The 11,625-nt window shown below is 71.1% G+C and carries 13 protein-coding genes; 3 read left to right on the top strand and 10 right to left on the bottom strand.

The annotated features are described in order from the left end of the window. Nucleotides 1–121 precede the first annotated feature (121 nt). Nucleotides 122–481: a DUF779 domain-containing protein gene (locus GVV04_RS11065; protein ID WP_235966077.1), complete on the top strand. Its 360-nt coding sequence runs from the start codon at nt 122–124 to the stop codon at nt 479–481. 61 nt (nt 482–542) lie between these two features. Here the strand turns inward: GVV04_RS11065 and GVV04_RS11060 are convergent, their stop codons facing one another. Genes GVV04_RS11060 through GVV04_RS11025 form a run of 8 tightly spaced genes read right to left on the bottom strand, consistent with a single transcriptional unit; the run spans nt 543 to nt 7,824 of the window. Continuing rightward, nucleotides 543–854 carry a helix-turn-helix domain-containing protein gene (locus GVV04_RS11060; protein ID WP_161687258.1) on the bottom strand — a complete coding sequence of 104 codons (312 nt, stop codon included), beginning with the start codon at nt 852–854 and terminating at the stop codon, nt 543–545. Further along, nucleotides 851–1,036: a type II toxin-antitoxin system RelE/ParE family toxin gene (locus tag GVV04_RS11055; protein ID WP_201753392.1), complete on the bottom strand. Its 186-nt coding sequence runs from the start codon at nt 1,034–1,036 to the stop codon at nt 851–853. The genes GVV04_RS11060 and GVV04_RS11055 overlap by 4 nt, the downstream gene beginning before the upstream one ends. Nucleotides 1,037–1,070: 34 nt before the next feature. After that, nucleotides 1,071–2,273: a saccharopine dehydrogenase family protein gene (locus GVV04_RS11050; protein WP_161687256.1), complete on the bottom strand. Its 1,203-nt coding sequence runs from the start codon at nt 2,271–2,273 to the stop codon at nt 1,071–1,073. Further along, on the bottom strand, nt 2,273–3,694 hold the full coding sequence (locus tag GVV04_RS11045; RefSeq protein ID WP_161687254.1) for an NAD(P)/FAD-dependent oxidoreductase: 1,422 nt from the start codon (nt 3,692–3,694) through the stop codon (nt 2,273–2,275). Before GVV04_RS11045 ends, GVV04_RS11050 begins: the two co-directional genes overlap by 1 nt. Continuing rightward, complete coding sequence (locus GVV04_RS11040) at nt 3,691–4,557, bottom strand: ABC transporter permease (RefSeq protein ID WP_328822308.1); 867 nt, start codon at nt 4,555–4,557, stop codon at nt 3,691–3,693. Before GVV04_RS11040 ends, GVV04_RS11045 begins: the two co-directional genes overlap by 4 nt. After that, the gene (locus GVV04_RS11035; protein WP_161687253.1) at nt 4,554–5,468 is read right to left on the bottom strand and encodes an ABC transporter permease; all 915 of its coding nucleotides are present in this window, start codon (nt 5,466–5,468) and stop codon (nt 4,554–4,556) included. The genes GVV04_RS11040 and GVV04_RS11035 overlap by 4 nt, the downstream gene beginning before the upstream one ends. After that, nucleotides 5,465–6,634, bottom strand: coding sequence for an ABC transporter ATP-binding protein (locus GVV04_RS11030; RefSeq protein ID WP_161687251.1), 1,170 nt, complete (start codon nt 6,632–6,634; stop codon nt 5,465–5,467). Before GVV04_RS11030 ends, GVV04_RS11035 begins: the two co-directional genes overlap by 4 nt. A 5-nt stretch (nt 6,635–6,639) precedes the next feature. Next, on the bottom strand, nt 6,640–7,824 hold the full coding sequence (locus tag GVV04_RS11025) for a polyamine ABC transporter substrate-binding protein (protein ID WP_161687249.1): 1,185 nt from the start codon (nt 7,822–7,824) through the stop codon (nt 6,640–6,642). Between the two features lie 211 nt (nt 7,825–8,035). Here GVV04_RS11025 and GVV04_RS11020 point away from each other — a divergent pair, with 211 nt between their 5' ends. Further along, nucleotides 8,036–8,548: an Lrp/AsnC family transcriptional regulator gene (locus GVV04_RS11020; protein WP_161687247.1), complete on the top strand. Its 513-nt coding sequence runs from the start codon at nt 8,036–8,038 to the stop codon at nt 8,546–8,548. 225 nt (nt 8,549–8,773) lie between these two features. Here the strand turns inward: GVV04_RS11020 and GVV04_RS11015 are convergent, their stop codons facing one another. Together GVV04_RS11015 and GVV04_RS11010 are read right to left on the bottom strand one after the other, a co-directional pair. Further along, entirely contained in the window at nt 8,774–8,983 is a 210-nt protein-coding gene (locus tag GVV04_RS11015; RefSeq protein WP_328822307.1) for a DUF397 domain-containing protein, read from the bottom strand. Between the two features lie 138 nt (nt 8,984–9,121). Then, entirely contained in the window at nt 9,122–9,310 is a 189-nt protein-coding gene (locus GVV04_RS11010) for a hypothetical protein (RefSeq protein WP_161687245.1), read from the bottom strand. 961 nt (nt 9,311–10,271) lie between these two features. On the opposite strand from GVV04_RS11010, the gene GVV04_RS11005 reads away from it, so the two are divergent. Further along, complete coding sequence (locus tag GVV04_RS11005) at nt 10,272–11,618, top strand: aspartate aminotransferase family protein (protein WP_161687243.1); 1,347 nt, start codon at nt 10,272–10,274, stop codon at nt 11,616–11,618. Nucleotides 11,619–11,625: the final 7 nt, after the last annotated feature.

Here is an 11,625-nt window from a genome sequence, read left to right as displayed (position 1 = left end):
GGCCGATCCGGTCAGCGCCGGCGCGCAGTTCCTGCCCGACCCGGTCGGTGCCGGCGCGCGTTTCCCACCCGACCCGGGCGGCGCGGCGTCGCCCGTCTCCCTCACCCCTGCGGCGGCCGAACTGATCCGGTCGCTGCGGGGGCGGCACGGGCCGCTGATGTTCCACCAGTCCGGCGGCTGCTGCGACGGCAGCGCCCCGATGTGCTTTCCGGCGGGCGAGTTCCGCACCGGCGCGTCGGACGTGCTGCTGGCGTCGCTGGCGGTCGACGGCGTCCCCGAGCCCGTCGAGTTCTGGATCTCGAAATCCCAGTGGCAGCTCTGGAAGCACACCAGGCTCACGGTCGACGTGGTCCCGGGCCGGGGCAGCGGCTTCAGCCTGGAGGCCCCCGACGGCCTCCGCTTCCTGATCCGCTCCCACCTCACCCCCACTCCCACCCTGACCGGCCGGCGCGGGAACGACGAATCACTCGACCAGCCGTAACCGACGACCACCCGCTGCCTCAAGCGAGAAATGTGCTCGGGGCAGCGGGTGGCACCGCTTGTCAGGCGATCTGGCGCAGGTCGTTGCCGTAGTCGAAGATGATCCGGAGCCGGGCGCCCAGGGCGGCGGCGTAGCGGCTCAGCGTGGCGACCTCGTTGACGTCGAGGTCACCGTTCTCGATCTGGCTCACCCGACCCGGGGTGACTCCCATCAGCTCGGCCACCTGGCGCTGAGTGAGCCCGAGCCGCTTGCGCTCCTCGGCCAGGTGGAAGGCGCTCACCCATGCCTCGGTTCGGGCACGCTCCTGCTCGTACGCGGCTTCGTCGTCCCGAAGCTCGTCGCGGATGTCCTCCCAGTCGTGGAACTCGGTCACGGCTCCCCCCTTCGCTGACTCTCGTGGTGCAGCCATGCCTTGTAGGCCGTCTCGGCCAGCGGAATGTTGTCCCGGTACCACCGGGTCCGGTTGTGCGCTTTGTTCCCCGCGACAAGCAGCACGGCCTGGGACCACGGATCGAAGACGAACAACACCCGCACTGCGACATCCCGCCACGCCAGAACTATAGCCCAAGCTAAACCTGGCGATGGCTGGTCAACGTTCCTCCATCCCCCATGGCGAGCCGTAGCCGGTGAGCAGGTCGAGGAACGGCAGCGGGGGCAGCGCCTCCGGGCCGAGCACGCCGGTGCCGGACCACGCGCCGGTGGCGAGCAGTTCCAGGGCGACGACCGGGTTGACGGCGGTCTGCCAGACCACGGCCTGGTGGCCGTACTCGCGCATGGACCACTCGTTGTCGACGACGTGGTAGAGGTAGACCTCGCGGGGCTCACCCGACTTCGACAGACCCCGCACCCAGGTGCCGGCGCAGGTCTTGCCGCGCATCTTCGCCCCGAGGGTGGCCGGGTCGGGCAGGCAGGCGGCCACCACGTCGCGCGGGGACATCGGCACGCCGCGCACGGTGACCGGTTCGGTGGAGTCCAGGCCGAGCTTGTGCAGGGTACGCAGGACCTCGATGAACTCCTCGCCGAGGCCGTACTTGAAGGTGACCCGCCGCGCGTCGACCCAGCGCGGGATGAGCAGCACCTCCTCGTGCTCGACGTTGACGCACTCCACCGGGCCGATCCCCTCGGGGAAGTGGAACACCTCGGGCTCGCTGAACGGCTCGGTGGTGAACCAGCCCCGGTCCTTCTCCCAGATCACCGGCGGGTTCAGGCACTCCTCGATCGTCGTCCAAATGGAGAAGGACGGGGCGAAGGCGTAGCCGTCGACGGTCAGGTTCGCGCCGTCGCGTACGCCGATCTCGTCGATCTCGCCGAACAGCTCGTCGGCGGCGTACCGGGCGAAGATGTCGGACAGGCCCGGTTCGACGCCGATGCCGCACAGCGCGAGCCGGCCCGCCCCGGCCCACCGGTCGGCGGCGGCGAACTGGTCGTCGCCGAGCTTCACGCCGGTCTCGGCGTGCGGGCGCTTCGGGTGCGGGTGGGACAGGGACATCGCCATGTCGAGGTAGTCGGCGCCGGCCGCGTACGCGCCGTCGAAGATCGGCATGACGAAGCGCGGGTCGACGGCGTTGAGCACGTGGGTGATCCGGTGCTCGCGGCACAGCGCGGCGACCGCGTCGGCGCGGGAGGCGTCGACGGTCGCGGCCACGAAGCGGTCCCCGTGGCCGTCGACCGCGCGGGCGGCGCGGGCCGGGTCGGCGTCGGCGACGACCATGGTGTCGAAAAAGGTTCGGCGGGCGGCGATGGCGACGGCGGCGGAACCGACACCGCCGGCGCCGACGAGCAGGATGCGCATCAGGTATCGAACCCCAAACCAAGACGATCGAGTGTACGGAGCCAGAGGTTGCGCCGGCCGTCGCGCGCGTCGGCGCGGGCCAGCGACCAGCGGGTGAGGTGGATTCCGGCGGCCCGGACGGGCTCCGGCGGGAACGGCACCGGCTTGCCCCGGGCCATGTCGAGCCGGGTCAGCGGGGTGTCCCCGCCGGCCAGCAGGTCGAGCATCACCCGCGCGCCGAACCGGGTGGCCCCGACGCCGAGGCCGGTGTAGCCGGCCGCGTACGCCAGCCGGCCGTCGTACGCGGTGCCGAAGAACGGGCAGAACCGGGTGCAGGTGTCGATGACGCCGCCCCAGCGGTGACTGAAGCGCACGTCGGCGAGCTGCGGGAACGTGGTGAAGAAGTGCTCGGCGAGGGCGGTGAAGGTGGCCGGCCGCTGCTCCAGCTCGGGGGCGACCCGGTTGCCGTGGTGGTAGACCGCGTCGTAGCCGCCGAACAGGATCCGCCCGTCGGCGGTGATCCGGTAGTAGTGGAACTGGTTGCCGGTGTCGGCGAGCCCCTGCCGGTTGCGCCAGCCGATCGCGTCCCGCTGGGCCGGGGTCAGCGGCTCGGTCATCAGGGCGTAGTCGTAGACGGGGACGAGCCAGGCGCGCAGCCGGCGCAGCAGCGGCGGGAACGCGTTGGTGGCGAGGACGACCCGCCGGGCGCGAACGACGCCGGGGGCCCGCCCGGCCCCGCCGAGGGTGGCGGCGCGCAGGGCGGGGCCGTCGCCGCGCAGGCCGGTGACCCGGGTGTGCTCGTGGATGCGCACGCCGAGGTCGAGGCAGGCGCGGCGCAGCCCCCACGCCAGCTTCGCCGGGTCGAGCATCGCCACCCGGTCGCGGTCCCACATCCCGCCGAGGTACGTCGGCGAGTCGACCTCGGCGCGCACCTCGTCGCGGTCGAGCAGCCGCACGTCGTGGCCGTACCGGCGGCCCAGCTCCGCGTCCTCGGCGAGCCCGGCGAGCTGGTACGGCTCGACGGCCACCGCCAGTTCGCCGGTGCGCTCGAAGTCGCAGTCGATGCCGTACGCGTCGACGGTGGCGGCGATGTCGGCCAGGTTCTCCCGGCCGAGGCGTTCCAGCTCGGCGATCTCGCCGGGGAACCGGCCCGCCCCGTTGGCCAGCCCGTGGGTGAGCGAGGCCGCGCAGAACCCGCCGTTGCGCCCGGACGCCGCCCAGCCGCAGGTGCCGGCCTCGACGAGCAGCACGTCCCGGTCGGGGTCGGCCTGCTTGGCCAGCAGGGCCGCCCACAGCCCGCTGTACCCGCCGCCGATCACCAACAGGTCGGCGGCGTGCGCGCCGGCCAGCGGCGGCAGCGGGTCGGGGCGTTCCGGCCGGTCGAGCCAGTACGGAACGGGCGCCGCGTCGGCGAGCGCCCGGCCGGTATGCGGGAGGATCATGACGGGCTCTTCGCCCGGCGGCCGGTTGCCGAGGTGACCGGGCGGCCTGCTGTCGGGGCGACCGGGAGGGCGGCGCGGCGGGACCGCCGCCCGCGCAGCGAGGTGAGCCCGACGAGCAGCAGCGCGATCACGAACATCGCCGTGCCGATGACGTTGACCTGCGGCGGAATGCCCCGCTGGGCGGCACCCCAGACATACATCGGGAACGTGACGGTGGTGCCGGCGTTGAAGTTCGTGATGATGAAGTCGTCGAAGCTGAGCGAGAACGCCAGGAGCGCGGCGGCCACGATGCCGGGGAGCACCAGCGGCAGGGTGACCAGGCGGAACGTCTGCCACGGGCCGGCGTACAGGTCCGCCGCGGCCTCCTCCAGCCGCCGGTCCATCCCGGCGAGCCGCGCCTTGACGGTCACCACCACGAACGACACGCAGAACATGACGTGCGCGATGACGACGGTCCAGAAGCCCTGCGGCACGCCCGCGGAGACGAACAGGGCCAGCAGCGAGGTGCCCATCACCAGCTCGGGCGTGGCCATCGGCAGGAAGATCAGCAGGTTGATCCCGGACCGGCCGGTGAACCGGTGCCGGACCAGCGCGAACGCCATCAGCGTGCCGAGCACGGTGGCGACGACGGTGGAGATGAAGCCGATCTGCACGCTGCGCAGCACCGAGTCGCACATGTCGGAGGTGGCGCAGGGCTGCCGCCAGTTGTCGAGCGTGAACTCGTTGAAGTCGTACGACAGGCGGCTGGACGGGCGGTTGAACGACAGTGCGGCGACCACGGCGATCGGCAGGGACAGGTAGCCGAGCACCAGCAGGGCCACGCCCATCACCCAGCGGTCGGCCAGCCAGCGGGAGAACCTCACAGCACCTCCTCCGTTCCGGCCCGGCGCAGGTAGCCGAAGACCACCGCGAGGATCGCCGCCATCAGCAGGAACGACAGCGCCGCGCCCTGCGGGTAGTCCAGCCGGACCAGGAACGCCGAGTCGATGACGTTGCCGATCATGTATTCGTTGGGGGTGCCGAGCAGCTCCGCGTTGATGTAGTCGCCGGTCGCCGGGATGAAGAACAGCAGCGTGCCGGCGATCAGGCCGGGCATCGACAGCGGCAGGGTGACCCGGCGGAACGTCTGCACCGGGCTCGCGTACAGGTCGCCGGCCGCCTCCAGCAGCCGGTGGTCGAGCCGCTCCAGGCTCGCGTACAGCGGCAGCACCAGGAAGGGCAGGAAGTTGTACGTCAGCCCGAGGATCACCGCGATCGGTGTGGCCAGCAGCCGGCCGTCGGGGCCGAGCAGGTGCACGTCGCGCAGCAGCCCGACCAGAGCGCCGTTGTCGGACAGGATCGTCTTCCAGGCCAGGGTGCGTACCAGAAAGCTGGTGAACATCGGGGCGACCACGCAGACCAGCAGCAGGTTCTTCCACCGGCCGGCCTTCTGCGCGATCGCGTACGCCAGCGGATAGCCCATCAGCAGGGCCAGCACCAGGGCGATCCCGGCGTACCCGAAGGAGCGGGCGAACTGCGGCCAGTACGCCTGCAACACGTCCGGGTAGTTGCCGAATGCCCAAGTCAGCGCGTACCCGGTGGCGAGCGAGCCGCTCGGGTCGTACAGGCTCGCGGCGGCGAGCTGGAACAGCGGCACGGCGAAGAACAACAGCAGCCAGGCCGCGCCGGGCAGGAGCAGCAGGTACGGCAGCAGCCGGTGCCGCCCGCGCCGGGGTGGCGGCGGGGGCCCCGGCGGTTGCCCCGTCGACGTGGGTACGTGGGCCAGCGCCGTCACGAGGACGCACCCACCGGCTCGTCGAGCAGGCCGGCGGTGCGGTCGTCGTCCTGCCCCGGCTTCCGGGGCAGCAGGAACGCGTGTCGGGGGTCCCAGTGCGCCACCACGGACGCGCCGACCGGCAGCCGGCCGCCGAGCCCGCTGTTCGCCGCGAACGCGGACAGCTCGCCGCCCCAGCCGGTGCGCACCAGGTACTGGGTGCTGACCCCGACGTACGAGGCGTCGGTGACCACGCCGGTGACGTGCTGGTGGCCGGCGGGAACCCGGTCGGCGGAGTCGGCCAGGTGCAGCTTCTCGGGGCGTACCCCCAGGTAGACCGTGCCCCGGTCGGCGCGGGCGCGGTCGGCGGGCACGGAGAAGTTGGCACCGTGGGCGGTGACCGGCACCTCGGACCCGGCGGGCCCGGCGGCCTCGGCGGCGAGCAGGTTGGACTGGCCGAGGAAGTTCGCCACGAACGCGGTGCCCGGGTACTCGTAGATGTCGGCCGGGGCGCCGAGCTGCTCGATCCGCCCCGCGTTCATCACCGCGACGGTGTCGGCCATGGTCATGGCCTCCTCCTGGTCGTGGGTGACGTGCACGAAGGTGATCCCTACCTCGGTCTGGATGCGCTTCAGCTCGATCTGCATCTGCCGGCGCAGCTTCAGGTCGAGCGCGCCGAGCGGCTCGTCGAGCAGCAGCACCTGCGGTTGGTTGATCAGCGCGCGGGCCAGCGCGACCCGCTGCTGCTGCCCGCCGGAGAGCTGGGCCGGGCGGCGGTGGCCGAAGTCGTCGAGCTGCACCAGCGCGAGCATCCGCATGACCTCGTCGTCGACGGAGCGGATGCCGCGCCGCCGCAGCCCGAACGCCACGTTCTCGAAGATGTTGAGGTGCGGGAAGAGCGCGTAGCTCTGGAACACGGTGTTGACCGGCCGCTTGTACGGGCGCAGCCGGGCGATGTCCCGGTCACCGAGCAGCACCTGCCCGCTCGTCGGCTGCTCCAGGCCGGCGATCATGCGCAGGGTGGTGGTCTTGCCGCAGCCGGACGCCCCGAGCAGGGCGAAGAACGAGCCCTGCGGGATGGTGAGGCCGAGGTCGTCGACCGCGGTGAAGATGCCGAACCTCTTGGTCAGGTTGACCAGCCGCAGGTCGCCGGCCGGCGCGTCGCGTCCCGTCGTCTTCGCGCTCATCCCCGTCACGCCCCGATTACCTGCTGGAACTTGCCCTCGTACTCCTTTTCCTGCTTCTCGTCGAGGGCCATGAACACCTTGGACCTGGACAGCAGGGCATCGTCCGGGAAGACCAGCGGGTTGGCGGCCAACTCCGGGTCGATCTTCTCCATCTCGGCCTGCGCGCCCTTGACCGGGCAGATGTAGTTGACGTACGCGGCCAGCTTCGCGGCGACCGCCGGCTGGTAGTAGTAGTTGATCAGCTCTTCGGCGTTCGCCCTGTGGGTGGCCTTGTTCGGCACCATCATGTTGTCGCTGAACAGCATCACGCCGGAGTCCGGCGCCACAAACTTGATCTTCTTGTTCTCGGAGGAGAGCTGGATGACGTCGCCGGACCAGCCGACGCACGCGGCGATGTCGCCCTTGGCCAGGTCGGGGGCGTAGTCGTTGCCGGTGAACTTGCGGATCTGCCCGGAGTCGACGGCCTTCTTGAGCTTGTTCAGCGCGTCGTCGAACTGGGCGGTGGTGAAGTTCGCCGCGTCGTGGCCGTTCGACTGGAGCAGCAGGCCCATCGTGTCGCGCATCTCGGACAACGCGGTGACCTTGCCCTTGAGGTCGGGGCGGGTCAGCAGCTCGTCGACCGTACGGATCTCCTTGGTGACGCCGCCGTGGTAGGCGAGGCCGGCGAGGCCGGACTGCCACGGGATCGAGATCCGGTTCTCCGGGTCGAAGGAGCGGTTGAGCAGCGACGGCAGCAGGTTGGCCGTCACGTTGGGAAGCTTGGCCGGGTCGAGCTTCTGGATCCAACCGAGCCGGATCATCCGGGCGGCCATCCAGTCGGTCAGCACGATGACGTCCCGCCCGGTGCCCTGACAGGCGGCGAGCTGGTTCTGCACCTTGCCGAAGAACTCGTTGTTGTCGTTGATGTCCTCGGTGTAGGTCACCTGGACGCCACTGGAGGCGACGAACGCGTCCAGGCTGGGCCGCTTCGACTCGTTCTTGTCGTCGACGTCCATGTACTGCGGCCAGTTCGAGAACGCCAGCTTCTTCTCCGTGCCGGAGAGGTCTTCGCTGACGCAGCCGGCCTCGGTCTGCTGGGCGCCCTTGGTGCCGCAGCCGGCGAGCGCGCCCGCCGTGACGAGCATCGTGGCCGATCCGAGCGTGCCGGTGAGCAGACCACGCCGGGTGAGGGGCCGGAGGGGAGTTCGCATGTGACGACTCCTAGGGGGGTCATCGCCGGCGGGCGGGACGGGGGATGGCCCGACGGCGGGAGGGTCTTCAGGCGATGGACGACTGATCCTGACATGAGCCGACCTACCTCACAAGGGATTCCGTTGCCGCGATAGCAATGCACCACGAATTACGCCAGACTGCGCCGGGGCACTACGATTCCGTGGAAGAAGCGGACATAGGGAGCGGACGATGACCATCCGGCAGCAGGAGAGCGGCAACGGCGGGCGACGCGTCGCCGTCCGCGGGGGTGCCAGTCACGCTCTGTTGGACGACGTCGCCAAGCAGATCATCGAGCAGCTCCAGGAGGACGGCCGCCGGCCGTACGCGACGATCGGCAAGGCCGTCGGCCTGTCCGAGGCGGCGGTGCGCCAGCGGGTGCAGCGGCTGCTCGACGCCGGGGTGATGCAGATCGTCGCGGTAACCGACCCGCTCCAGCTCGGCTTCCCCCGCCAGGCCATGATCGGCCTGCGCACCGACGGCGACCTGGAGGCGGTGGCCGACCGGCTCGCCGAGTTCGAGGAGGTCGACTACGTGGTGATCACCGCCGGCTCGTTCGACCTGCTCGCCGAGGTGGTCTGCCGCAACGACGCCCACCTGCTGGAGATCCTGCAACGGCTGCGCGCCGTCGAGGGCGTGCTCGCCACCGAGGCCTTCGTCTACCTCAAGCTCCGCAAGCAGACCTACAGCTGGGGTACGGCCTGAGCCTGGCCCTCGCCGTTCTCGGCCTGGGCCTGCGCCGTGGATCGTCGACGCCCGGCCGCCCCGACCGCCCGGTCGGCCGCCGGCCAGGCGGCGGCTGCACCGGTCAGGCGGTCGGCCAGGCGTCGGCGGCCGGCAACCGCATTGGTCAGGCGGTGGCTGCACCGGTCAGGCGGTCGGCCAGGCGTCGGCGGCCGGCAACCGCATTGGTCAGGCGGTGGCTGCTGGTCAGGCGGTCGGCGGCCGGCGGGTGAGGTCCACAAAGGCCCGCCAGGCAGCCGGGGCGAAGCTGAGGGTCCCGCCGTCGCGGTCCTTGCTGTCGCGCACCAGCACCCGCCCGGCCAGGTTGTCGGCCACCTCGACGCAGTCCCCGCCGTTGTTGCTGCTGCGGGTCGCAGTGCGCCAACGGGCAGCCGTCGGTGCGTGGGTCAACTCCACGTCGTAGCCACCTCCCTGATCATTTCGATCGACCGGCGGCGGGGCAGCGCCTCGCCGGTGACGCTCTCCCACCTGCGCCCCAGGCTAGCAACGTCGACCGGATCGCTCACGACCTGAACTGCCCGTCAAAGGCCCTGGCTATGCCCAGCCAGCCAGCCAGCCGAGCCCAGCCGAGCTGAGCCGAGCTGAGCTGAGCTGAGCTGAGCTGAGCTGAGCTGAGCTGAGCTGAGCTGAGCCAGTCAGCCAGGCCAGCTCGGCCCTCCCACGTTCCACCCGTTCGTCGTAGAGCGACAGCGACGGGTAGACGAAGGCCCATTCGACGAGCATGGGGAGTCCCCCACGGGCCCCTTTGGAGCTGCCCCGTCTGTGCTACCAGCGGTGCAGCACGGGAAGCCCTCCCCCGATCCCGCATCAAACTCCTCGGCCTGGTGGGCCGCTTTAGTCAGCCACGCTGCACCGGCCACCGGCCACCGGCCACCGGATAGCCAGGCACCAGGGCACCGGGCGTCAGGCACCGGGCACCGGGCACCGGGCGTCAGGCACCAGGCACCGGGCACCGGGCACCGGGCACCGGGCACCGGGCATATGCCATTGCGCAGAGACCGGTAGCGCCAACGGGGCAGCTCGACAGGGCCATTGACCACGTCTGCCGCCATGGCGGCCCACACAGCAGCGGTAGCACAAACGGGGCAGCTCCATAGGGGGCACCAACGACCCCGTGCGCCGTGCCAGGTGCCCGCCCGCCGGAGTGCCGTCCAAGAGCGATACGCCAACCAGAAGCAGCAGCGCCGACGAGGCAGCTTCGCGCGGCCCCGACGACCGCGTTCGCCTCCCGGCTCGCAAGGACCCCCCATTCGAGGCAGGCCCGCGGCGGGGTACGCCGGAGAGGGCGTGCAGGTCGGTGCCGCAGCGTCGCGTCGCGGAAACGCGGCTCCCGAAGAGCCCCGCGATCCCGGTAAACCCCGACGAGACCGGTGGAGCCGACGGAACCGGTGGAGCCGACGGAACCGGTGGAGCCGACGGCGGGAGAGCAAGGGCCCAGGGCGACAGCGGGCGGGTGGCGGGGCGGGGCGGGGCGGGGCGGGGCGGGGCGAGGCGGGGCGGGGGGATCCGAGCGCTTGTGCATTATGCGGATTCCGTTGCACATGGCGTAACCACTCGCTGATTCCGTTGCTATTGGCGGTTGGTGCCACTGATCTCACTTGCTTTTCCGGTGATGACTGTGGGATAACCGTGGGCAGAGCGGCCGGTGTCACCCCTGACCGGCCCGAGACCCGATGGGGCTGACATGGCCAACGCCACCGACCACCTCTGGATGCACTTCACCCGGATGGCCAGCTACTCGGCCGGCGAGGTGCCGACGATCGTGCGCGGCGAGGGCGCGTACGTGTGGGACTCGCAGGGCCGCCGCTACCTGGACGGGCTCGCCGGGCTCTTCGTCGTCAACGCCGGGCACGGGCGCACCGAGCTGGCCGAGGCCGCCGCCAAGCAGGCCGGCGAGCTGGCCTACTTCCCGCTCTGGTCGTACGCCCACCCGAAGGCCATCGAGCTGGCCGAGAAGATCGCCTCGCTGACCCCCGGCGACCTGAACCGGGTCTTCTTCACCACCGGCGGCTCCGAGGCCGTCGAGGCGGCGTGGAAGCTGGCCCGGGCGTACTTCAAGCGCACCGGCAAGCCGAACAAGCACAAGGTGGTCAGCCGGTACATCGCGTACCACGGCACGTCGATGGGTGCGCTGTCGATCACCGGGCTGCCCGGCATCAAGAGCGACTTCGAGCCGCTGGTGCCCGGTGGGATCAAGGTGCCGAACACGAACTTCTACCGGGCGCCGGAGCACGGCGACTCGCCGGAGGCGTTCGGCCGTTGGGCCGCCGAGGAGATCCGCCGGGCGATCGAGCGGGAGGGGCCGGACACGGTCGCGGCGGTCTTCCTGGAGCCGGTGCAGAACTCCGGCGGCTGCTTCCCACCGCCGCCCGGGTACTTCGAGCGGGTCCGTCAGATCTGCGACGAGTACGACGTGCTGCTCGTCTCCGACGAGGTGATCTGCTCGTGGGGCCGGCTCGGCGAATACTTCGGCGCCGTCCGCTACGGCTTCCAGCCGGACATCATCACCACCGCCAAGGCCATCACCTCCGGGTACGCCCCGCTCGGCGCGATGATCGCCAGCGACCGGTTGATGGAGCCGTTCCTCACCGAGACCGGCATGTTCGCCCACGGGGTGACCTTCGGCGGCCACCCGGTCTCCTGCGCGGTGGCCCTGGCCAACCTGGAGGTGTTCGCCCGGGAGGACCTGATCGGGCACGTCCGGGCCAACGAGGACGCCTTCCGGGCCACCCTGGAGAAGCTGTACGACCTGCCGATCGTCGGCGACGTGCGGGGGGACGGGTACTTCTACGGCATCGAGCTGGTCAAGGACAAGGCGACCCGGGAGACGTTCGACGAGGCCGAGTCGGAGCGGCTGCTGCGCGGGTTCCTGTCCACCGCGCTGTTCCAGGCCGGGCTCTACTGCCGGGCCGACGACCGGGGTGACCCCGTGGTGCAGCTCGCCCCGCCGCTGATCGCCGAGCAGCAGCAGTTCGACGAGATGGAGCAGATCCTGCGCGCGGTGCTCACCGAGGCGTGGGCACGGCTGTAGCGGTCGG

It is taken from the genome of Micromonospora rubida (assembly GCF_009908295.1).
Lineage (GTDB): Bacteria > Actinomycetota > Actinomycetes > Mycobacteriales > Micromonosporaceae > Micromonospora > Micromonospora rubida.
The sequence above is the reverse complement of the archived record's forward strand: the minus strand, read 5'-3'. Positions and strand labels throughout refer to the sequence as shown.